General features: G+C 61.9%; 24 protein-coding genes. 6 read left to right on the top strand and 18 right to left on the bottom strand.

Annotated elements, in window-relative coordinates; genetic code table 11:
- The first annotated feature begins 75 nt into the window (after window positions 1-75).
- Together msrB and msrA are read left to right on the top strand one after the other, a co-directional pair.
- Entirely contained in the window at window positions 76-567 is a 492-nt protein-coding gene (msrB, locus tag PMI07_RS01305) for a peptide-methionine (R)-S-oxide reductase MsrB (RefSeq protein WP_007754829.1), read from the top strand.
- Between the two features lie 53 nt (window positions 568-620).
- Window positions 621-1349, top strand: a complete 729-nt coding sequence (gene msrA, locus PMI07_RS01310; RefSeq protein WP_007754843.1) for a peptide-methionine (S)-S-oxide reductase MsrA — start codon at window positions 621-623, stop codon at window positions 1347-1349.
- Between the two features lie 135 nt (window positions 1350-1484).
- Here the strand turns inward: msrA and PMI07_RS01315 are convergent, their stop codons facing one another.
- The 13 genes from PMI07_RS01315 to PMI07_RS34710 form a co-directional block, all read right to left on the bottom strand.
- Entirely contained in the window at window positions 1485-2945 is a 1461-nt protein-coding gene (locus PMI07_RS01315) for an MDR family MFS transporter (protein WP_007754846.1), read from the bottom strand.
- A 165-nt stretch (window positions 2946-3110) separates the two neighbouring features.
- Window positions 3111-5018, bottom strand: a complete 1908-nt coding sequence (locus PMI07_RS01320) for a diguanylate cyclase (RefSeq protein WP_007754848.1) — start codon at window positions 5016-5018, stop codon at window positions 3111-3113.
- Between the two features lie 110 nt (window positions 5019-5128).
- Entirely contained in the window at window positions 5129-5578 is a 450-nt protein-coding gene (locus PMI07_RS01325; protein ID WP_024163468.1) for a PTS sugar transporter subunit IIA, read from the bottom strand.
- Window positions 5579-5608: 30 nt separating this feature from the next.
- Complete coding sequence (locus PMI07_RS01330; RefSeq protein WP_007753375.1) at window positions 5609-6301, bottom strand: response regulator transcription factor; 693 nt, start codon at window positions 6299-6301, stop codon at window positions 5609-5611.
- Window positions 6298-9003 carry a sensor histidine kinase KdpD gene (locus PMI07_RS01335; RefSeq protein WP_024163469.1) on the bottom strand — a complete coding sequence of 902 codons (2706 nt, stop codon included), beginning with the start codon at window positions 9001-9003 and terminating at the stop codon, window positions 6298-6300. The genes PMI07_RS01330 and PMI07_RS01335 overlap by 4 nt, the downstream gene beginning before the upstream one ends.
- Before the next feature lie 64 nt (window positions 9004-9067).
- Window positions 9068-9634 carry a potassium-transporting ATPase subunit KdpC gene (kdpC, locus tag PMI07_RS01340; RefSeq protein WP_024163470.1) on the bottom strand — a complete coding sequence of 189 codons (567 nt, stop codon included), beginning with the start codon at window positions 9632-9634 and terminating at the stop codon, window positions 9068-9070.
- 12 nt (window positions 9635-9646) lie between these two features.
- Entirely contained in the window at window positions 9647-11734 is a 2088-nt protein-coding gene (gene kdpB / locus PMI07_RS01345; RefSeq protein WP_007760761.1) for a potassium-transporting ATPase subunit KdpB, read from the bottom strand.
- A gap of 56 nt (window positions 11735-11790) precedes the next feature.
- Window positions 11791-11943, bottom strand: a complete 153-nt coding sequence (locus PMI07_RS34700; protein ID WP_007760770.1) for a hypothetical protein — start codon at window positions 11941-11943, stop codon at window positions 11791-11793.
- Window positions 11944-11963: 20 nt separating this feature from the next.
- Window positions 11964-13667, bottom strand: coding sequence for a potassium-transporting ATPase subunit KdpA (kdpA, locus tag PMI07_RS01350; RefSeq protein WP_007760772.1), 1704 nt, complete (start codon window positions 13665-13667; stop codon window positions 11964-11966).
- A gap of 51 nt (window positions 13668-13718) precedes the next feature.
- A complete protein-coding gene (locus PMI07_RS01355; RefSeq protein ID WP_007760774.1) occupies window positions 13719-13808 on the bottom strand; it encodes a K(+)-transporting ATPase subunit F in 90 nt (29 codons plus the stop codon).
- Window positions 13809-14119: 311 nt separating this feature from the next.
- Complete coding sequence (locus PMI07_RS34705) at window positions 14120-14284, bottom strand: hypothetical protein (protein ID WP_007760776.1); 165 nt, start codon at window positions 14282-14284, stop codon at window positions 14120-14122.
- An 11-nt stretch (window positions 14285-14295) separates the two neighbouring features.
- Window positions 14296-14586, bottom strand: coding sequence for a hypothetical protein (locus tag PMI07_RS01360; protein WP_007760779.1), 291 nt, complete (start codon window positions 14584-14586; stop codon window positions 14296-14298).
- 11 nt (window positions 14587-14597) lie between these two features.
- Entirely contained in the window at window positions 14598-14777 is a 180-nt protein-coding gene (locus PMI07_RS34710) for a hypothetical protein (protein ID WP_007760784.1), read from the bottom strand.
- A 235-nt stretch (window positions 14778-15012) separates the two neighbouring features.
- Between PMI07_RS34710 and PMI07_RS01370 the strand changes: the two genes are divergently transcribed.
- Together PMI07_RS01370 and PMI07_RS01375 are read left to right on the top strand one after the other, a co-directional pair.
- On the top strand, window positions 15013-16260 hold the full coding sequence (locus PMI07_RS01370; RefSeq protein WP_024163471.1) for an FAD-binding oxidoreductase: 1248 nt from the start codon (window positions 15013-15015) through the stop codon (window positions 16258-16260).
- Between the two features lie 81 nt (window positions 16261-16341).
- Complete coding sequence (locus tag PMI07_RS01375; RefSeq protein ID WP_024163472.1) at window positions 16342-17640, top strand: FAD-binding oxidoreductase; 1299 nt, start codon at window positions 16342-16344, stop codon at window positions 17638-17640.
- A gap of 8 nt (window positions 17641-17648) precedes the next feature.
- Here PMI07_RS01375 and PMI07_RS01380 read toward each other — a convergent pair whose 3' ends face one another.
- Together PMI07_RS01380 and PMI07_RS01385 are read right to left on the bottom strand one after the other, a co-directional pair.
- A complete protein-coding gene (locus PMI07_RS01380; protein ID WP_007769083.1) occupies window positions 17649-18305 on the bottom strand; it encodes a TetR/AcrR family transcriptional regulator in 657 nt (218 codons plus the stop codon).
- A gap of 218 nt (window positions 18306-18523) precedes the next feature.
- Window positions 18524-19054, bottom strand: coding sequence for a gluconokinase (locus tag PMI07_RS01385; protein ID WP_007769081.1), 531 nt, complete (start codon window positions 19052-19054; stop codon window positions 18524-18526).
- 169 nt (window positions 19055-19223) lie between these two features.
- Between PMI07_RS01385 and PMI07_RS01390 the strand changes: the two genes are divergently transcribed.
- Window positions 19224-20462, top strand: a complete 1239-nt coding sequence (locus PMI07_RS01390; protein WP_007769079.1) for a TadE/TadG family type IV pilus assembly protein — start codon at window positions 19224-19226, stop codon at window positions 20460-20462.
- Between the two features lie 3 nt (window positions 20463-20465).
- Here PMI07_RS01390 and PMI07_RS01395 read toward each other — a convergent pair whose 3' ends face one another.
- On the bottom strand, window positions 20466-21497 hold the full coding sequence (locus PMI07_RS01395; protein WP_007769076.1) for an AbrB family transcriptional regulator: 1032 nt from the start codon (window positions 21495-21497) through the stop codon (window positions 20466-20468).
- Window positions 21498-21668: 171 nt separating this feature from the next.
- Entirely contained in the window at window positions 21669-22151 is a 483-nt protein-coding gene (gene rirA, locus PMI07_RS01400) for an iron-responsive transcriptional regulator RirA (RefSeq protein WP_007769073.1), read from the bottom strand.
- Between the two features lie 277 nt (window positions 22152-22428).
- Here rirA and PMI07_RS01405 point away from each other — a divergent pair, with 277 nt between their 5' ends.
- Entirely contained in the window at window positions 22429-22677 is a 249-nt protein-coding gene (locus tag PMI07_RS01405) for a hypothetical protein (RefSeq protein WP_210164775.1), read from the top strand.
- Between the two features lie 12 nt (window positions 22678-22689).
- Here PMI07_RS01405 and PMI07_RS35920 read toward each other — a convergent pair whose 3' ends face one another.
- Window positions 22690-22821, bottom strand: a complete 132-nt coding sequence (locus tag PMI07_RS35920) for a hypothetical protein (protein WP_007769065.1) — start codon at window positions 22819-22821, stop codon at window positions 22690-22692.
- Window positions 22822-22862 lie beyond the last annotated feature (41 nt).

Here is a 22862-nt window from a genome sequence, read left to right on the forward strand (position 1 = left end):
GCTATGTGTGTAACCAATCGCCCGCCTCTTCCGTAATCATGCAGGAAAGCAGATTATGGACCGGGAGGCTCCACCATGATGAACAGACGTATATTCCTGGCCGGCAGCGCGCTAACGCTTGCCGCAGTGCCTCTCGTAATGAGCATCCGGTCGACGCTCGCCGCGGCCGGCAGTTTCCCTGTGACGCATACGGCGGACGAGTGGCGCAAGCTTTTGACGCCGGAGCAGTACAATATCCTGCGCGAGGAAGGCACCGAATATCCCGGCAGCAGCGCGCTTCTCAACGAGCACCGCAAAGGCACGTTCTCCTGTGTCGGATGCGACCAGGCACTCTTCTCCTCGGAGACGAAATTCGAGAGCGGTACCGGCTGGCCGAGCTTCTGGGCACCGCTCACCAATGCCGTCGGCACGGTGCGCGACACGACACTCGGCATGGTCCGTGTCGCCGTCAATTGCGCACGCTGCGGCGGCCATCTCGGCCATGTCTTCGACGACGGACCGAAGCCCACCGGCCTGCGCTACTGCATGAACGGCGCGGTCATGAAATTCCGTCCGGTATCGGCCTGATCCGCCACCCTATCCTTCACGCCCCTTCATCCACTTCGCCTGAGGAGACCGCCATGAAAAACAAGACAAAGATATCCTATAGCCTCTCCGCGTTTGCCGGTGCGGCGCTGGTCCTGGCCGGCCTGACGTTCGGCGCGGCCACCAGCGCCACGGCCGAGGAGGGAATTGCCATCCCCGCCCCCGCAGTCGATCAGGCGGCGAGCACGGCTGCGACAGAAACCGCCATCTTCGCCGGCGGCTGTTTCTGGGGCGTCCAGGGTGTGTTCCAGCATGTCGAGGGGGTCAAGAATGCGGTTTCCGGTTATGCCGGCGGCGCCAAGGAAACTGCCGTCTACGAGGCGGTCGGCTACGGCAAAACGGGCCATGCGGAAGCGGTTCGTGTGACCTTCGATCCGAAGAAGGTGACCTACGGACACCTGCTACAGATCTATTTCTCGGTCGCCCATGACCCGACCCAGCTCAACCGCCAGGGACCGGATACCGGCACGCAATATCGCTCGACGATCTTCCCGACCAGCGAGGATCAGGCGCGCGTCGCCAAGGCCTATATCGACCAGCTCAACAAGGCCAAGGTCTTCCGTGCAGCGATTGCCACCACCATCGAGCCGGGCAAGGCCTTCTATCCGGCAGAAGCCTACCATCAGGACTTCCTGACCCAGAACCCGACCTATCCCTATATCGTCTACAACGACCTGCCGAAGATCGAGAACCTGCGGCAGATCTTCCCGGACGACTACCGCGACAAACCGGTCCTAGTCGCACAGGCAGGCATTGGTAACTGAGACTTCGAACGCCGGCCCACATCGGCTGGTAAGCCGGCAGGATATGGGGCCTGGTCAACTCAATGATCCGGGCCGGGCATCCCGGCCGCCCAATGGGCGCCGACAGGCGAAAGCTCTGCCCTCGCCTGCGCAACCTCAGCTTTCCTGCACGGCCTCGGTGCGCCGTGCGACGCCCGGCACGCAGAGGCAGGCGACGACGATCAGGGCGGTGATCAGGAACATCGCGATGAAGGTCATGTGCAGTGCATGCTGAAGCGCAAACCGGATGGGCGAGTCGGCTGCAAGCCCGCCGCCGACCCCCTGCAACAGATCGCGCAATTCATCGGAGGTAATCGGTCCCGAGACGGAGTTGGCAAGGCCGTAGCTCAGCACGGCACCGAGAAGCGCTGCACCGAGCGTGCTTCCGAGATTGCGCGAAAAGACGTTGGAGGCGGTCGCGCTGCCGCGTTCGGACCAGCCGACATTCTCCTGGATGATCACAAGACCTGAGATATTGAGCAGGCCCATACCGAAACCCATCAGGAGCGAGCCGGCGCCGGCCTGGATAGGCGAGCTTTCCGGCGTCAGCAGGACCAGGAAAAGTGCCCCGACCGGCACGAAGATGCTTCCGGCGATCATCAACGGCCGCAGTCCGAAGCGCGGGAACATTCGCGAGGCGAAGGTCCCGCCACTCGGCCAGCCGACTAGCAGCATGGTCAGCGTGAAACCAGCGACCAGCGGCGAGCGGTTGAGCACCGTCTGCACATACATGGGCAGGAAGGTCGTCAGGCCCATGATCGCCATGCTGGCGAGAAAGACCGCCGTATTGGCGAATGCGATCGGCCGCTTTAGCCAGAGCTGGAGGGAAACCATCGGGGCCTCGGCGCGCCGCTCCTGCCAGATGAACAGCACGAAACTGACAAGGAAGATCGCCAGCGAAACGAACATGTAGGCGGTGGCGCCCTCGGTTTCGGTGAGTGCGATCATCAGGGCGGAAATGGCCACGGCAAAGAGCCCCGCTCCAAGAAAGTCTATCGATGCCGTGCGGGTCTGTTTTTCTTCGTGAAGGAAAAGGATGAAGGCCACCGCCGACATGATGCCGATCGGAACATTGATCCAGAACACCCAGGCCCAGGGGAGGTTGTGGACGATGATGCTGCCGAGCAGTGGGCCGACGACCGCGGAAAGCGCCCAGACGCTGGCGAGATATCCCTGCACCTTGCCGCGCTCCGCCCCCGGATACAGATCGCCGACCACCGTCATGATGACCGGCTGGATCGCGCCGGCACCGATGCCCTGCAGGAGCCGGAAGGCGATCATCGACGGCATCGACCAGGCAAAGCCCGCAAGAATGGAGGCGATCAGGAAGATTGCCGTGCCAATCAGGATGATCGGCTTGCGGCCGTAGATATCGGAGAGCTTGCCGAACACCACGGTCGTCGCCGTCTGGGCGAGAAGGAAGGACGAGAACACCCAGCTATAGAGATTCAACTGACCGAGTTGGGCAGCGATCTGCGGCATGGCCGTCGAAACGATGGTCGCCTCGATTGCGATCATCGCCATGCTTGCCATGACGGCCGCAATGACGAGCGCCCGGTTGGAGCTTGGATGGGTCATGGATTCACCTGGGAACGCCACGCGGCGAACACGATAGGGATGGATGTTCGGCGGTCAAACGGCCGTCGTGCGGGATATTTCTTAGTATCCCCCTGCGGGCCGGCGTCAAGCGCGAAATCTGGCATTTATCAAGGAGGTAACGAGCCCGTGACCGTGGCGGGCGGCTCAGACGGACTTGATGCCCGACCGGTCGATTGTCACCACCACCTCGTCTCCGGCAGCCGCGACCCGATTGCGGCCGCTGTTCTTCGCCCGGTAGAGCGCATGATCGGCGCGCTCGAACAGCTCCGCGGTCGTCAGGCTGTCGCCCCCTGCAGGGCGGAAGGTCGCCGTGCCGATGCTGATCGTCACATATCCCCAGGGAAGATTCTTCTCATGCGGCAATCGAAGGCCAGCGACGCGCTGGCGGATATTTTCCGCCGCCTTCAACGCGCCTGCGCCATCCGTATCAGGCAGGAGGACGGCGATTTCCTCGCCTCCATAACGGGCGGCGAGATCCCTCGACCGGCGGATCGAGCCGCGCACCACATCCGCGAGCGCACGCAGACAATCGTCACCGGAGGCGTGGCCATAGGTATCGTTGAAGAACTTGAAGCGGTCGGCGTCGATCATCAGAATGGAAAGCGGCGTGAGCTTCTGTGCGGCCTGCAGTACCATTTCCTCGAAATGGATGTTGAAGGAGCGGCGATTGGCAAGCTGAGTGAGCTCATCGGTATTGGCGAGCGCGTCCAGCTCCTCCTGGATGCTCTTCTGACGCGTGACATCGCGTGCGACGGCAACGATGCGGATATCGGTGCCGCCAGTCCCTCCCGGCAGCCTGTTCAGCGTGGTTTCGAGCCATATCTGCTTGCCGTCGGCCCGTTTGCGACGGACGACCATGTTTTCCCTGGTCGAACCTTCCCGCAGACGATCCATGACCTGGGTGACGACCTCGTGATCGTCCTCATGCAGATTCTCGAGGATATGGGTGCCGAGCATCGCCTCGGCATCGACGCCGAATATCTCCCTGACGGATGGCGACAGATACTCCCTGATCCCGTGGCCGTTGAAACGCTGGATCAGGTCGCCGGAGCCTTCCGCAAGCAACCGGAATTCGGCTTCGCGCGCCACCAGAAGCGCTTCGCTCGCCCGCCGCAACATGATCTGGCGTCGCCAACGCCAAACCAGGAAACCGGTGATCGTCACCAGGATAAAGCAGGACAGCCAGCGTATCCGCGCGCCCTTCATCCACGTCGCCAGCGCTTCGGACTGGGACGCGGCGGCAAGCCCGACCATGCCGCTGTGCTCGCTCTGATAAAAGCCGCCGATGCGCAGCGTGTCGTCTATCGGCGAGATGTAGTGATAGGAGCCGGAATGTCGTTGGCGAAGGTGGGTCGTGAAGAGATCGTAGGAGGAGATGCTCGATCCCAGCAGCGTCTGAAGAAATGGCGCGCGCGCCAGTACGACGCCGTCGCGGCGGGCCAACAGGAACGAGCCCTCGCCGCCGAGGCTGAAACCCTGAAAGAAATTGGTCAGCTCGGTCAGGATGAAGGCCGCGAGCGCAACCCCACCGAAACTCCCGTCCGGATTGCTGATCCTTTGCGTGACGGGCAATATCCACTGGCCGGACAACTTGCTTTTCAACGGCCTGCCCAAAACAGGTTCCAGCGTGTCGGAGGATTGGTGGAATACGAAATATTCCCGATCCGCAAAATTGATACCGCTGGTGTTGATAGACGACGACGTCGCGACAATTCTGCCATCGGCATCGACGACGGAGAGAGCGCCGAGCCAAGGTGTGGTATCGACCTGGCGCTTCATCACCTGGGTGATCTTCGCCGGCATGTCCGGCACATCGCGTTCCTGCTCGATCTGAGTGATCAGGGCCGCCAGCGGAAACTTCGCCATGTCGACCGTATCGTCGGCATGCTGCACCAGCGCCTTGGCCGTCTGGATCAGCTCCGACTCGATGTGGGCGACCTGGGATTTCCAACTGGAATACTCTCCCCAGACGATCAGACCCAAAAAACCGAAAACGGCAAACGCAACGGCAACAAACGTCTTGGCGGGCAGGAATTTGATTGCACCAGTCATCTCTCTCTCCCAAACCGACGCAACAGGCGGCTCAGGAGTTGCGATCCGCCGTCAAGAACATTAGGAAGAAGTCGTTTACGTTCGCCTAAATTAACTTGCCTGTATTTTAATCATGGATTTGCTGGACAAAGCAGCGAATGCACGTCCTGCACGCCGATCGCTCGCCGAATGGCTGCAGCCACCTCCTCCTCACGCACGCGGCGCGCGATGCAGGACAGGATGTTCAGATGGTTCGGACGGCTTTCAGGATTGAGGAGCAGGAACACGAGATCGACCGGCTCGTCGTCCACAGCCTCGAAATCGACCGGCTTCGCCAGCCGCGCGAAAAGGCAGAAATTCCGATCGAGGCCCTTCACGTTCGCGTGCGGAATGGCAATGCCGGCACCGATCCCCGTCGAACCCAGGATTTCGCGATTGGTCAGCACCCGGACGATCTCGTTGGCATCGAAGGCCAGCCTTTCGGCGGCAAGCGCGGCGAGCTGCCGGATCAGGATCGCCTTTGACGGCGGCGCGAGGTCGAGCACGATATTCTCCGGCGGGAGGTAATCACGGAGTTTCATTGTCATGTCCATTGATTGGGATCGCAGCGCCTATTGGCCTTCCTGCAGCCGATAACCGACGCCGGTCTCGGTCAGGATGTATTGCGGCTGGTCGGGCGCCTTTTCGATCTTCTGGCGCAGCTGACGCACATAGACGCGCAGGTATTGCACGTCGGTCAGGCCGTCCCAGACATGTTCGAGCAGGAAACGGTGGGTCAGCACCTTGCCGGCATGCTGCACCAGGATACGCAGGATGTCATATTCCTTCGGGGACAGTTTTATCTCCCTATCCGCCACCTTGACGATGCGCTTGACGAGGTCGACCGAAAGCTCGCCGGTCTGGAAGACGGGCTTTTCGCCTTGGGTTTGCAGGCGATGGCGGAGCGCCACGCGGATGCGGGCGACGAGCTCGTTCATGCCGAAGGGTTTTGTCACATAGTCGTCGGCGCCGAGTTCGAGCGCCTTGACGATGCCCGCCTCGTCGGTGCGGCTCGACAGGATGACGATCGGCAGGTCCAGCCCCTCGCCACGCCATCGGGCGAGCAGATCGTGGCCGGCCATGTCCGGCAGGCCGAGATCGAGGATGATCAGATCCGGCTTGTCGGTCTTAACGAGATCGATCGCGACCTTGGCGTTCATCGCCTCGCTGACCGCATAGTCCTGGGTGGAGAGGCCCACGCGCAAGAGCTTGCGGATCGGCGGCTCGTCATCGACGATCAGGACTCTAACGGCAGTATTGGTCATTCTTGTTCTCCCAGAATGGGCATTTCGGCCGGCACCGGCATGCGGATCGTGAAGACCGCACCTGCTCGATCCGAGCGGTTGGCGGCCCGGATCGTGCCGCCCATGGCCTCGATGAAACCGCGGCAGATGGAAAGACCGAGCCCGGTGCCGGCCCGCACATGGTCGCCTTTCCGCACACGGTAAAAGCTGTCGAAGATGCGCTCGAGATCGTCGGGCGGAATGCCCGGGCCTTCATCCATCACGGAGATAAGGATCGAGCCGCCGTCCTGCCAGCCGCGGATATCGATCACCGTCTCGTCGGGCGCGTATTTGGCAGCATTGTCAATGAGGTTGAAGAGGACCTGCTCGAACAGGACCGGATCGACCTTGAGCATCGGCATGTCCGCCGGAATGCTGACATTGAGCTTGTGCCCGGAGGCGATCTTTGCTGCCCGGCTCAATGCCGTGCCGACGATATCGCCGGCAAAGTGGAAGGCATAGTTCGGCTCCATGGCGCCGGACCCGATGCGGGTCATGTCGAGCAGGTTGGAAATGAAGCGGTTCAGCCGCTCGGACTCGTCGACCACGCTGGTCAGAAGTTCGGCACGCGCCTCTTCCGGAATATCGGCGCCAAAGTCCTTAAGCGTGCCGGCCGAACCCATGATCGCGGCGAGCGGCGTCTTCAGGTCGTGCGAGATCGAGGTGAGCAGTGCGGTGCGCAGGCGGTCGGTCTCCGCGGCGAGCTTGGCCTTGTCTACATCCGAGACGAGCTGGATGCGCTCGATCGCCAGTGCGGCCTGATCGGCCAGCGCATCGAACAGCCGCTGTTGCTCGGGCGTCAGCAGCGGTCCTTGCTTGTCGTTGTCGAGGCCGATGACGCCGACCGCCTCGCGGCCGGTACGCATCGGCAGATAAAGGCGCTTTGCGCCTGGCAGCGTATCGGCGGCGCGGCCGGCCGGGCGATTGTGCTCCCAGGCCCATTTGGCGGCGGCGATATCGGCATCCACCAGCGTGTCGTCCGGCGGGTAACCGGCCTTGACGGCGATCGAGCCGTTTTCCGGCAAGAGGATGACGACCCGGACTTTCAGCATCGAAGCGATCTGGAAGGCGGTCGCCCAGAGCACGTCGTCGAGCGTGCCGGTGCCGGCGAGTTTTTTCGAGAAAAGATAGAGGTCTTCGGTGGTGCGCGCCCGCTGGCGAGCCGCGGCAGCCTGGCGCTGCACGGCCGCCGTGAGGTTGGAGGCGACGACCGCCACGCCGAGATAAAAGAACAGCGCCACCAGGCTTTCCGGATCCCGGACCGTGAACGTATAGCGCGGCTCGAGGAAAAAGAAGTTGAAGGAGAGCGCACCGGCCACAGAAGCGAACAGGCCCGGCCCCAACCCGCCGCGCACCGCCGCCGCCAGCACAGCCATCAGAAAAACGAGAGCGAGGTTGCGGACATCAAGCGTCTGGTCGAGCGCGGCGCCGGCGATGATGGCGAGAACGACGAAAATCGTGCTTTTGACATAGGGCTTGAAGCGGAATGCCTTGGGCAGCTGCGCTGCCTTCACACCGCGCTGCGGTTCGCCCTCTTTGGCATCTCCGGAGATGACGTGGACGCTGATATCGCCCGCATAACGGATCAGGTCATGGGTGACCGATCCCTGCCAGATCTGCCGCCAGCGTGGCTTGCCAGGGCGCCCGACGACGATATGGGTGAAGTTGTTGGCATTCGCGTAGGCGATAATCTCGCGTGACGGCTGCAGCGCCGGCAGCGTCACAGTCTCGGCGCCGAGCTGATCGGCAAGCCGCATGTTGGCCGCCAGCCGATCCTTGTCCTGCTCCGACCGATTGACCGACTGCGGCGTTTCGAGATGCAGCGCCGCCCATGGCGCCCTCAGGCGATCGGCCTGCCGGCGGGCGTACCGGACGAGGCTCGCGCCGTTGCGTCCATGGTCGAGGCAGACGAGCACCCGGTCGCCAGCAGCCCAAGGGCCGGAAATGGCATGCGCCTGCATGTGGTTCAGGAGCTGCTCGTCGACGCGCTGGGCAGTGCGGCGAAGCGCCAGTTCGCGCAAAGCCGTGAGGTTGCCAGGCGAAAAGTAGTTCTCGATGGCGCGCCGCGCCGTGGTCGGCACATAGACCTTGCCGTCGTTCAGCCGCTTGATGAGGTCGTCCGGGGTGATGTCGATGATCTCGACGTCGTCGGCGCGGTCAATGATACTGTCCGGCACCGTCTCGCGCACCCGGATACGGGTGATCTGCGCGACCACGTCGTTCAGGCTTTCGACATGCTGGATGTTGAGCGTCGAATAGACGTCGATGCCTTGCGAGAGAATTTCCTGAACGTCCATGTAGCGCTTCGGATGGCGGCTGCCGGCGGCGTTGGTATGGGCGAGCTCGTCGACCAGGACCAGGGCGGGGCGACGCGCCAGAATGGCGTCGAGGTCCATTTCATCGAGCTGCTGGCCGCGGTAGTCGATCAGCTTGCGGGGCACCACTTCGAAGCCTTCGACCAGCGCCTCGGTCTCCTTGCGGCCATGGGTCTCGACGACGCCGATCACCACGTCGAGGCCGTCGGCCTTGCGGGCGCGGCCGGACATCAGCATCTCGTAGGTCTTGCCGACGCCGGGGGCGGCGCCCAGGAAAATCTTCAGCCGCCCACGCGATTCCCGCTCGGCATGCTCCAGGAGCGCATCCGGCGAAGGCCTGTTTTCACTCTCGCGACTGTCGTCGGGCATTGGCTACCTGTCTCCCGTGCGGGAAGCGGCGGCTGTCGATGCTGACAGCCGCCGCCATTTCAATTTAAGAACGCGGCTGGTCAAGCGCCATGTTGAGCGCCAGAACATTAACCACAGGTTCACCGAGGAAACCGAGTTCCCGGCCTTCGACATGGGCTTCGACGAGCGCGCGGACCGCAGCCTCATCCATGTTGCGGGCCTTGGCGACGCGCGGCACCTGGAAGAGGGCGGCTTCCGGCGAGACATGCGGGTCGAGGCCGCTGCCGGATGCGGTGACGAGGTCGATAGGCACCTCGGCGTTCGGGTTGGTCGCCTTGGCGGCCTCATAGTCCGTCTTCACCCGGTCGATCAGCTTGGCGCTGGTCGGGCCGAGGTTGGAGCCGGAAGACGAGGCGGCGTTGTAGCCGTCGCCGGCGGCCGACGGGCGGCCGTGGAAATACTGGTCGCCGGCAAAGGCCTGGCCGATCAGGGTCGAGCCGACAACGGTTCCGTCCTTCTCGATCAGGCTGCCGTTTGCCTGGGTCGGGAAAACGGCCTGGGCGATGCCGGTCATGGCGAAGGGGTAGATAAGGCCGGTAATGGCCGTAGTGGCGACGATCATGACGATCGCGGGACGAAGTTGCTTGAACATTGTCATTTCTCCTTAAGCGAGACCGATCGCGGTGATGATCATGTCAATCGCCTTGATGCCGATGAAGGGGACGATGATACCGCCGAGACCGTAGACGAGCAGGTTGCGGGACAGCAGCGCGCCGGCACCGATGGCGCGGTATTTGACGCCCTTCAGCGATAGCGGGATCAACGCGATGATGATCAGCGCGTTGAAGATGATCGCCGACAGGATGGCGCTTTGCGGCGTGGCGAGCCCCATGATGTTGAGCACGCCGAGCTGGGGATAGAAGGTCAGGAACATCGCCGGGATGATGGCGAAATACTTGGCGATGTCGTTGGCGATCGAGAAGGTGGTCAGCGCGCCGCGGGTCATCAGGAGCTGCTTGCCGATCTCGACGATCTCGATGAGCTTGGTCGGGTCCGAGTCGAGGTCGACCATGTTGCCGGCCTCGCGGGCGGCGACCGTGCCGGTGTTCATCGCGACGCCGACATCGGCCTGGGCGAGTGCTGGCGCATCGTTGGTGCCGTCGCCGCACATGGCGACGAGCTTGCCCTTGGCCTGCTCCTCGCGGATCAGCGTCAGCTTGTTCTCCGGGGTCGCCTGGGCGAGGAAGTCATCGACACCGGCTTCGGCGGCAATCGCAGCGGCCGTCATCGGATTGTCGCCGGTGATCATCACGGTACGGATGCCCATGCGGCGCAGTTCCGCAAAACGCTCGCGGATACCGCCCTTGACGATGTCCTTCAACTGGACGACGCCGAGCAGCTTGCCGTCACGGGCAACGGCGAGCGGCGTGCCGCCGGCCTTGGCGATCTCGTCGGCGATTGCCTGCAGCTCGCGCACGATATCAGATTGCGGGCTGGCGGCGATTGCCGCATTGCCGGAGACCGGCAGCGAACCGGCGCCGACATAGGCAAGCACCGCATCGACCGCACCCTTGCGGATCTGCGAGCCTTCGAGATCGACACCGCTCATGCGGGTCTGCGCGGTGAAGGGGACGAAGGTCGCCTTCAGGCTCGCCATATCACGGCCACGGATCGCGTATTTCTCCTTGGCAAGCACCACGATGGAACGGCCTTCCGGCGTTTCGTCGGCAAGCGACGCGAGCTGAGCCGCATCGGCGAGATCCTGTTCGGAGACGCCGCGGACCGGGCGGAACGAGGTGGCCTGGCGGTTGCCGAGCGTGATCGTGCCGGTCTTGTCGAGGAGCAGCGTATCGACGTCGCCGGCGGCTTCCACCGCGCGGCCGGACATGGCGAGCACGTTGAAGCGGACGAGACGGTCCATGCCGGCGATGCCGATCGCCGAGAGTAGCGCGCCGATCGTGGTCGGGATCAACGTCACAAACAGCGCGACGAGGATGATGATCGGGATCGAACCACCGGCATAGATCGCGAAGCTCGGGATCGTTGCGGTGGCGAGCACGAAGATCAGCGTCATGCCGGCGAGCAGGATGTTGAGCGCGATCTCGTTCGGCGTCTTCTGGCGCTCGGCGCCTTCGACGAGCGAGATCATCCGGTCGAGGAAGGTGGAGCCGGCGGCAGCCGTGATACGGACGCGGATCCAGTCGGACAGCACCTGGGTGCCGCCGGTCACGGCCGAGCGGTCGCCGCCGGATTCGCGGATGACCGGGGCGGACTCGCCGGTGATCGCCGCTTCGTTGACCGAGGCGACACCCTCGATGACTTCACCATCGGAGGGAATGATGTCGCCCGGTTCGACGAGCACGACGTCGCCGACCTTGAGGCTGGTGCCGGCGACCATCTTGTAATGGGTGCGGTCGCTGCCCGAGAGCAGCTTGGCCTGGGTTTCGGTGCGGGCCTTGCGCAGCGAATCCGCCTGCGCCTTGCCGCGGCCTTCCGCGACCGCTTCGGCGAAGTTGGCGAACAGCACGGTGAACCAGAGCCAGATGTTGATCTGGAAGGAGAAACCGAGATTGCCGTTGCCCGCCGCGAGATCGCGCAGGAAAAGCACGGTGGTGAGGACCGAGACCGTGGCCACGACGAACATGACCGGGTTTCGGGCAAGGCTCCGGGGGTTGAGCTTCTTGAAAGCGGCTCCCACGGCCGGAATGAGGATGCGACTATCCATGATACTCGCGGATTTTGCCTGGCTCATAAGAGACTCCAGCTTTGAAATGAGTTGCCTTGTCAAACGAGGCGACGAAGGGTCGATCAGCCGCGCAAGACTTCGATCACGAGCACAACGGCAAGAATGACCGCCGTCATGATAAAAATTGCATAGGATCCGTAGGGGTTCTGCTCACCCTTGCCTCGCTTTTGCGAGGCAAGGGTGGCCTGTCTGCGGAGGGCTTTGCGGATGCTCATGGCATTGCTCCCTCAGGACCTCAGAAGGTCTGGCCGGCGATCATGACCAGGTGTTCGACGACCGGGCCGAGCGCCAGAGCGGGCATGAAGGTGAGGCCGCCGACGATCAGGATCGTGCCGACCAACAGGCCGACGAAGAGCGGGCCGTCGGTCGGGAAGGTGCCTGCCGAGGCCGGAACCGTCTTCTTGGCAACCAGCGAACCTGCGATCGCAAGTGCCGGGATGATGACCAGGAAGCGGCCCATCAGCATGCCGATGCCGAGCGTCACGTTGTACCAGGGCGTGTTGCCCGTAAGCCCGCCGAAAGCCGAGCCGTTGTTGGCCGCAGCCGACGTATAGGCATAGAGGATTTCGGAGAAGCCGTGCGGGCCGGCGGTGCCGATCGAGGCGACGGCGGACGGCAGGACCGTGGCGATCGCCGTGAAGACCAGCATGGCGAGCGGCAGGCAGAGGATGGCAAGCACAGCCATCTTCATCTCCTTCGCCTCGATCTTCTTGCCGAGATATTCCGGCGTGCGACCGACCATAAGCCCGGCCACGAAGACCGCGACGATGATGAAGAGGATGATGCCGTAGAAACCCGCACCGACGCCGCCGACGATGACTTCGCCGAGCTGCATGTTGATGAGCGGAATCAGGCCGCCGAGTGCCGTGAACGAACCATGCATGGCATTGACCGCACCGCAGGAGGCCGCCGTGGTGATGACAGCAAACAGCGAGGACATGGCGACGCCGAAGCGGACTTCCTTGCCTTCCATGTTACCGCCGGCAAGACCGAGCTGGTGCATGAGAGGATTGCCGGCCGCTTCCGCCCAGTAGGTGATACCGACACCGACGATGAACAGGATGCCCATCGAGGTGAGGATCGCCCAGCCCTGGCGCTGGTTGCCGACCATGCGGCCGAAAACGTTGGTGAAGCCCGCGCCGATCGCGAAGATCGACAGCATCTGGATCATGTTGGAGATGTTGTCGGGGTTCTCGAACGGATGGGCGGAGTTGGCGTTGAAGAAGCCACCGCCGTTAGTGCCGAGCATCTTGATGGCAAGCTGCGAGGCGACCGGACCGAGAGCGATGGTCTGCTTGGCGCCTTCCAGCGTCGTTACCTCGACATAAGGCCCAAGCGTCTGCGGCACGCCGAGATAGACATAGACCAGCGTCAGCACGATGCAGATCGGCAGCAGGATGTAGAGCGTGGCGCGGGTCATATCGACCCAGAAATTGCCGATCGCCTTACCCGATGCGCGCGAAAAGGCGCGGATCAGGCCGACGGCAATCGCCATGCCGGTCGCGGCAGAAACGAAGTTCTGCACGTTGAGGCCCATCATCTGGGTGAGATAGGACATGGTGCTTTCGCCACCGTAGTTCTGCCAGTTGGTATTGCTGACGAAACTGACGGCGGTGTTGAAGGAAAGCTCCGGCGGTACGGCGCCCATGCCGGCCGGATTATAGGGCAGGCCGGCCTGCAGCCGCATCACCGCATAAAGCACGAGGACGCCGAAGAGGTTGAACATCAGCATGGCGAAGGCATAGGAGGTCCAATGCTGGTCTTCGCGTTCGCTGGTGCCGGCCACGGCATAAAGTCCCCGTTCGATCGGAACGAGGACGGGTGACAGAAAAGTGCGCTCGCCTGAAAAGACACGCGTCATGTAACCGCCGAGCGGTTTGACGAGCGCGATGATGATCCCGCAATAAAGCAGGATCTGAAGCCATCCGTTGAGGGTCATTTGGGGTTAACTTTCAATACCCGGCAGCTTGACTAGAAGCGCCAGTTCTCTTCAAAAGCGTTCTGGACGAATGAGAGCGTAGGTGAGGTAGACGGTGAGGAACACGGTCACGGCACCGCTCAGGACATAATCGAGGATCATCGGAGCTTCTCCCTTCAAAGCCTGTCGCAGGCACGGGTGTAGGCAAAGCAGAGACCGAAAAAGACGACTGCGGTGCCGAGTAGAATGACGTCCATCATGGATCTGGACTCCTGTTGTTAAGGCGAGGCCGGACAAGGTAAAGGGTGCCATCCTGATGGGACGGCACCTTGATGCTTTCCGGCTTGGAGATGATCTTTTGCGATCTCTCGGACCCTAATATGCGGCGCGACCGCATAGGGGTTCGAGACGGAGCGCAGAGGAAAGAAATAAAAATCCTATAGGAATTTCGTTCTTTCCGGCGGCGGCTATCCTCAGGATGCGGCCGCAAAGGTTATCGCGTAGGCGGTGACGAGCATTACCAGCATGACTGCGAGCATGCCGAGGATGATGTTCGAAGCACGCAGGCGGTCTGGCTTCCCGAAAGGGCGGGAGCGCGGATAGACATTCCCACGCATATAGTAGATGGCCCTGGACATCGGCATTCTCCTCACGCCCGTCCCACGATCTTCATGTGGGAGCTTTTCGCCCGAGAGCGGCTGACCGGCGGCTCGAAAACCGGCCCGAGGCTCAAGGTCACGTCTTCCGGGACGCAGCAGACGGCGCCGGGCTCATGATCGCTTTCGAACATCGCGAAATGCACCGCCGACGCCCGGTCGGTGAAGAGGCCGCCGATGAGACCTTCCCGGTCGGAGACGACCCAGCGGCCACCGGCATCGCGGCCGACCGTGAAACGCACGCCACGCGCGGGAGGTTCGCTTTTCAACATTGCCTTGCTCATCGTGTTTCTCCTCAAGCCACCATCATGGAAACAAGGCCCGCGGCGCAGAGGCCGAGACCGATGACGCCGAGAAGCCTCAGGAAGACCCCGAGATTCGCATCGACCGGGCGACCTGGCTGCGACAGCCGGCGCTGCTGGGCCTTGGCTTCAGCCAGATGCAGGACGTAGACGTTCCCCAAACGACCAAACATTTCAGTCACTCCTTGTTGGGATTGGCTCGCGGCATTGTTCGCACGGAGCCGGCATCGAAACCGATGCACGATCCAGAAGGTAGCGACGGCCTCATAGGCTTTCGATTGGGCGTCGGGCACGAAGAAATAGGGAATCCATATAAGCATCCGTGATTTTTCATTTGCGCCGCAGCATTCCGGGCGGCATGTTCGAAATCCTCGAACTATAAAAGACTTGGGAAATGGAATTCAGATCATGACAGCAGATGCGATCGTGCTGGGAGCCGGCATTGTCGGCGTTTCGACGGCATTGCAGCTCGCCCGGCGCGGCAAATCGGTGGTGCTCGTCGACCGGAAGGAACCCGGGATGGAGACATCCTACGGCAATGCCGGGCTGATCCAGCGCGAGGGCGTCGTACCCTATGGCTTTCCCCAGCAGTTCGGCCTGATCCTGCGTTATGCCATGAACAACCGCATCGACGCGCATTTCCACTGGCGGGCGATCCCATCAGTCACCTCGTTCCTGGCGAAATACTGGTGGCATTCGAACCTGACCCGCCACCAGCTGATCGCGCGCGCCTATGCGCCGCTGATAGAGCACTCGATCGCGACCCATAACGAGCTGATCGAGGAAGCCGGGGCCCAGGATCTGATCGCCAAGAACGGCTGGACGGAGGTGTTCCGCACCCGCGCCAAGCATGACGGCGAGATCGGCGAGGCCGAACGGCTCCGCAAGGAGTACGGCGTCGCCTTCAAGGAGCTTTCGCCTACCGATATCGCCGAACAGGAGCCCAATCTTTCCACCGATTTCGTCGGCGGCCTGCGTTGGGAAGACCCATGGTCGGTCAAGGACCCGCTGGCGCTGACGCGCGCCTATGTGGCGCTGTTCGAAAAGCTCGGCGGCCGCGTGCTGAAGGGCGATGCCAAGAGCCTGTCGCAGACCAAGACCGGCTGGCGGATCGTCGCGGGCGAAGGCACGGTGGAAGCCAAGGACGTGGTGGTGGCGCTCGGCCCCTGGTCCGATACGGTTACGAAGCCGCTCGGCTACAATTTCCTGGTCGGCGTCAAACGCGGCTACCACATGCACTATGCGGCCAAGGGCAATGCCAAGCTCAACGGCTGGACCATGGATGCGGAGCGCGGCTATTTCCTGGCGCCGATGAACCAGGGTATTCGGCTGACGACGGGCGCGGAATTCGCCCGCCGCGATGCGCCGAAGACGCCTGTTCAGCTCGATCGCGCCGAGGCCGTCGCGCGCAGCATATTCCCGCTGGCGGAGCGGCTCGACAGCGAGCCGTGGATGGGCGCCCGCCCCTGCACGCCGGACATGATGCCGGTGATCGGCAAGGCGCCGCGGCACGAGGGCCTCTGGTTCGCCTTCGGCCACGCGCATCACGGCCTGACGCTTGGACCAGTGACCGGGCAGGTGATCGCCGAAGCGATCACGGGGCAGAAGCCGCTGATCGATATCTCGGCCTATCGCCCGGAGCGTTTCAACGCCTAGCCTTACATAAAGAGTGGGCTGGCCAGCAGGCGGCAGGGGCTGTCGGGCGTGACCGACGGGCCTATATTCGGACGGTGTGAGATGGTCTTCGAGACAAGCGACAATCCCCGCCACACGAATTCGTGGTACGCGGCCTCGGCCAAGGACAAGCGTGTCCGCCCTGCCCTCGAAGGCGCGATAGAAGCAGATGTCTGCGTCGTCGGCGCCGGATTCACCGGGATTTCCGCGGCGCTGGAGCTTGCCGAACGCGGTTATTCGGTCGTGGTGCTGGAAGCAGAACGTATCGGCTTTGGCGCCTCGGGCCGCAATGGCGGCCAGATCGTCAATGGCTACAGCCGCGATCTCGAAACCATCGCCGGCCGTTATGGCCGCGACAAGGCGGTGAAGCTCGGGGCGATGTCGCTCGAAGGCGGTGAGATCATCCGCAGCCGCGTCGTGAAATACGGGATCGACTGCGATCTGGTGCATGGCGGCTTCTTCGCGGCCTTCACGAACAAGCAGATCCGCGAAATGGAGCATCACAAGGCCGATTGGGAACGATACGGCCATGGCGGGCTGGAGATGGTCTCGAAGGCCGAGGTCGGACGGTACGTGAAGACCGACCGTTATGCCGGCGGCATGATCGACAGGCTCGGCGGCCATATCCACCCGCTCAATCTGGTGCTCGGGGAAGCCGCTGCTTTCGAAAGCCTTGGCGGACGCATCTTCGAAGCTTCGCGCGTGACAAGTCTCGACATGGGCGAAAAGCCGGTGGTGCGAACCGAAAACGGTTCGGTGAAAGCCTCTTACGTGCTCGTCTGCGGCAACGCCTATCTCTCCCCGCAATTTCCGGAGATCAGCGGCCGGATGATGCCGGTTTCCAGCCAGGTTATGGCGACGGAACCGCTCGACGCCGCGCTGATCGAAAGCCTGCTGCCGGCCAATTATTGCGTCGAGGACGCCAATTACATCCTCGACTACTACAGGCGCACCGCGGACAACCGGCTGCTCTATGGCGGCGGCATCGGTTATGGTGGCCATGACCCGAGCGACCTCACGGGGGTCATCCGCCCCAACATGCTGAAGACGTTTCCGCAACTGAAGGACGTAAAGATCGACTACGCCTGGAGCGGCAATTTCGCGCTGACCCTCACCCGCATCCCGCATATGGGGAAACTGTCGGACAAGGTCTATTTCTCACACGGCGACAGCGGCCACGGAGTGACCACCACCCATCTGCTCGGCAAAATCCTCGGCGAGGCGGTCGCCGGCCATGCGGAACGTTTCGACATCTGGTCGTCGCTGCCCAACCTGCCGTTTCCGGGCGGACAGACGTTCCGGGTCCCGCTTACCGTGCTCGGCGCCTGGTGGTATGGCTGGCGCGACCGGTTGGGCGTCTGATCAACGGATCAGAGCGAAGCTGGGAAGCTGCCGGTGAAATAATAGGTCGCCTGCGCGCTGATGATGGACTTGAACTGCGCTACGGCCCTGGCGGCTTCGTCTTCCGGAACCATGAGAGCCAGCCGCATGGTCGCACCCGACAGGTGGAACATCACCAGGAGCGTCTGTGCATAACTTTCGCGAAGCGGCTCTTCCACAAAGGGCTCGGTGGCCTTGTAGAATACATCAGCCTGAAAGCGGGTCTCGGCAATATCCAGATCCGCAAGCGCCTTGTCGGCCTGGATCGCGTTCAGGAGATCTTGAAGCGATGGCCTCTCCCGCATGTTATAATAGTACAGATCGAAAAGTGCGGCCGGTGCCTGCAGCGCGTCTTCGGCGGTGGCGATCTTTTCAATCTGCCCCGTTACCAAGGAACGAACCTCTTCGACATAACGTTCGTAAAGCGTTGCGATGATGGCGGACTTGTTCGGGAAATACTGATAGACGGATGCGATGGGCCCGCCGGAAAGAGCGGCGATCTCCTTCATGGTCACTGCGTCGATGCCCTTCTGGCCGATCAGTTCCATGGATACTTTCAGGATCTCATCGATACGCTCGCGGCTTCGTTCCTGTTTCGGCACCCGGCGAAGGGAACCCCGCCCCGGTCCTTGCGTCGAATCTGGCATCCGCAAACCGTCTCCTAAAACACCTGTCAGCCGTTGCCTGTCGTTGCCGGTGAAATCTCCGGTAAGTCAGGCGGAATTGCTTGAACGCAAAACTGTTGTTTATACGGCGCCCGAAGAGCATCGGATCACGAAGCCTGGTAATTTTTAGAATACTTTCCACGCCCATGCACAAGACAGGACATCGGAGAAAACGAGAGCCTAAATCCTATTATCTATGCTCACAGGAGCTTAGCAATACCATCAAAAGCCTTATCGACGATGGTATTAAGACTTGCGTTGATGTCGACGGTTACCACGCCGGGCTCAAATTCCGGGCTTTCCAGGGTGGCAAGCTGGCTCTGAAGCAGCGATGCAGGCATGAAATGGCCGGTGCGTGCGCCCATCCGCTGCTCAAGCACCTTGGGGTCGCCGGTGAGGAAGATGAAATAGAGCGTGCCGCCGCTCTCCCGCCGCAGCCGGTCCCGGTAGGTTTGTTTCAGGGCAGAGCACGAGACAACCACGCTTTCGCCCCGTCCCGTTGCCCTGGCCAATTCGCTGCCGACGAGATCGAGCCAGGGCCAGCGGTCGTCGTCGGTCAGCGGAATGCCTTTCGCCATCTTGGCGACATTCACCTCCGGATGCAGACGGTCACCTTCCACGAACGCGCAATCGAGACGCGCGGCGAGATGTTCGCCGACCGATGTCTTCCCCGATCCGCTGACACCCATGACGACGATGGCAAGAGGGGACGAAAGTTTGAGTGCGGGCATGAATAACTTCCATTGAGAACACGTTCAGGGGGGCGGAAGGGTCGAAGGACAAAACGGAGTTAACCTCAGGTTTTCCAATTCTCTTACGGGAACCTTAGAGAGAGTGCGATAGAAGGCTCTCCTTAAAAGTGCATTCTACCCTCACCGGATTCAACTTGGGACCCACGTCATGCGGAGACTCATCGATAATACAGCGTTTCGCATCTATCATATCCTGCGCGATACGGGCGGCAATTTTGCGATAGCGACGGCTCTCGCGCTGCCGATCCTCGTTGCGACCGCTGGTGGCGCTATCGATTTTGCCCAGGCTTCGTTCGAACGCGCCAAACTGCAGGGTACGCTCGACGCGGCTTTGCTGAGCGCCGTTGCGAAACCCGATATCACCAGTCAGCGCCGGGAAGCGCTGCGCTTTCTGACCGATGCGGTTCCGGAAGACGCTGATCTCGACACCGCACTCGTCGTCGCGGGAAATAGCGACGGCAGCCTGACAGGCACCTATGCCCAAGGCGTGCCTACAAATTTCCTCGGCCTGCTCGGCATCCACAGCATCGACGTCAAGGTCCAATCCACCGCCATCGCGAACAGGAACCCGAAGCCATCCGGCGCATGCATCTACGTGCTCGGCAATGCGTCGCAGGCGGTCCTGATCAATTCGGGCGCCAACGTGCATTCGGAGAAATGCGGCGTGGAGGTCAGTTCGACCCAAAATCCGGCCTTCATCATGAATAGCGGCGCGACGATCGATACGGCCAGCTTCTGCGTTGCCGGCACCCAATATATCAAGAACGGTGGGACACTCAGCAACCTGAAGCCCGGCTGCAAGGTTTCCGCAGAGCCCTATGCCGGCGGCATTGCCGAGCCGGCCGTCTCCTCGACCTGCACCACCAGCGGCACGAAGGACGGCGCGGTGCAGGAACTTGCGCCCGGCGTCCATTGCGGCACCACCTTCAACGGGTCGCCGAAGATCACGTTCAAACCCGGCCTCCACATCGTCAAAGGCCGAATGATCATCAATTCCGGTTCGACGGTCGTCGCGGAGGGAGTGACCTTCTATTTTCCCGACACCGACAGCGAAATCCGCGCCAATGGCAGCTTGAGCTTCACCGCATCGGCGCCGACCAGCGGCACCTACAAGGGCATCCTGATGTTCGAAAAGACCAGCGATGCCGCCAACAATGCCCGCAAGCAGCAATACATCTTCAACGGTTCCAATGGGGAAACTCTCAAGGGAGTGATCCATCTTCCGAACCGCGACGTCACCTACAATTCGACGACGAACCAGACGAATCTCATCACGCTGGTGGTCAATACCATGATCATGAACTCGTCCAACTGGACGATCGAACCCTATACGGGAGTTGCGGGCGGGACCGGTTCCGAGATCACCTCGGTGCGCCTCGTCAACTGACGCTCAACGCTGCCGCGCATCCTTGCCGAGCACGATGGGCATCAGCACCGACAGGAACATCAGCCGCAGCACGTGATGGGCGCCGACATAGGTGGGGTCGGCATGCAGCATCACCGCCATCGCCGACATGGTCTCGAGCCCGCCCGGCGCAAAGGCGATCAGTGCCGCATCGAGCGGCACGCCGGTCAGATAGGAAACGCCGCCGGCAATCCCGGCCGCGAGGACGATGACGACCACCGTCACCACGCCGCCGGCCACGAAGGCGGTGCGCAATTCGCTGATCGACACGCCGCAGAAGCGTGTGCCGATAACCGAGCCGAGGACCACATAGGTCGGAACCAGGAGCCAGTTCGGAACGCCGCCGCTGATGAACCCGGTCACATGCGTGGCGATCGACACCACGACGCCGCCGAGCAGCAGCGCTGCCGGAAAATTCCAACGCATGAACAGCAGGCCGAACAGCGCCGAGACCGCGAGCATGGCGACCAGAACTGGGGTGTTCATCGCCAGCGGAATCACAACGGGATCGGTGCCGACGAGATCGAAGATTTCGACGATCAGCGGGACGGTGATGGTCAGTGCCAGAACGCGCACGCTCTGGCCGACGCTGACGGCGCGCAGGTCGCAGCGGGTTTCGGCAGCGAGGCTCAGCACATAGCTCAGATGGCCGGGGGATGAGGCGAGCAACGCGGTAATCCGGTCATAATGGAAGAACCGCTGCAGTACCCAGGAACTCACATAGAGCAGGATCACGACCGCCACGAGCACCATGACGAAACTCAGCGGCCAAGTGCGCGCCGCGACGATCACCTCAGGCGTGACGGTCGCCCCCATCGATACCCCGACGATGATGAAACAGACATTGCGGACCTGCGCCGGCACCGTCAGGTTCAGCCCGGCGAGCCCTGCAATGGTGATCGCGATTGCCGGACCGATGAGATAGGGGGCTGGAAAGGCAACGAGAATTGCAATCAACGCACCGGCGGTGCCGATCAGCGCAGTCAGCGCAAATGCGCGCAATTCCGAAGGGGACATGGCTTAGATCCTGAAGGCGCCACAGGAAGGAAAACTGACAAAAGCCAGCAAAACGCCTAGTCCCCTTCTATTGCAAATGCGAACGAGGTCAACCTCTTCCGCCGCTCCCAAGCAAAACAAAAGGCGCCGGCCTCAACGGCGGCGCCTCTCAAAAAACATGGATCGGGAAGATCAGGCGGCCGGCGCGATGGCCTTGGGGATGGCCTTCGGCAGGTGCAGCATATCGATGCCCAGCAGGAAGTTGATCTGCGGACGCGCCTTGACGAGATCATCGATCGTGTATTCGGCGAGCACGTCGAAGAACGCATTGAGCGCCTTGCGGAGCGCGGCGTTCAGGCCGCAGCTGTCAACAAGCGGGCATTCCGCCACACCCTCTTCGAAACATTCCGCCATGGCGAAGCTGTCTTCAGTCACCTTGACGACATCGAACAACGTGATCCGGTCAGCAGCGCGGCCCAGCCTGACGCCGCCGTTGCGACCACGCACGGTCTCCACCAGTCCGGCCCTGTTGAGCGGCTGCAGGATCTTGAAGAGGAAGAGTTCGGAAACGCCGTACGCCCTGGCGATCTCGGGGATGCGGCTGAGATGGCCTTCGTTGGCGGCACAATACATCAGCATCCGTACTGCGTAATTCGTCTGTTTGGTCAAGCGCATGCTGGTCTCCCGAGACTCGTACCCACCCTATATAGAGGCTCCGCTAGTTTTGAACAATTCCAAAATAAGAAAATTGTCATCAAGTTTCCGAGCCGAGCCAGATTGCCTTCATCGGCGCGGAATTCAAGTCATAATTGCTCGTCAACAATAAACCCGGAAGGCCGCCCCCCGCCCAGGCGTTTGCATTTTTGCGGTCTGCAGAAGAGCGACCGCTGGCTGTATCGGACGGGTTGTGCAAGGATGGCCGATGATATCGCGCGACCTGCATGAGGTTTTGATGGTCCTGTACGAAGCCGGCGCCTCGCGTGTCCCGGCCTCCGAGATCGACTGGACCAGTGACATGGCGCCGGCGCTGAACCGGGCGCTCAACATGCAATACATCACCCACCGCGACACGCGGGCGGGGCGGCTGTTCTCGCTGACAGAGGCAGGATACACGGCGATTGAACGGCAACCGCCGAATTATATATCGATCTCGCGCGCCTTCAGATCGCTATTCAGGATCGGCGGCGGATCGCCGGAATAGTTCCGGTTCACGTCAACCGGTCATAGACATCGCAACCCAGGTCGGGACCGCGACCACCACCATTGCAGCCAGCAGGCTAAGGCCGATCTTCGCCAGATACGTGCGGCGGGCACGCTTGGCATCCCACTCGTAAACCATGGACATACATCCCCACTCCTACTCCGCGAGCTAAATTAGAATAGTCT

Source organism: Rhizobium sp. CF080 (assembly GCF_000282095.2).
Lineage (GTDB): Bacteria > Pseudomonadota > Alphaproteobacteria > Rhizobiales > Rhizobiaceae > Neorhizobium.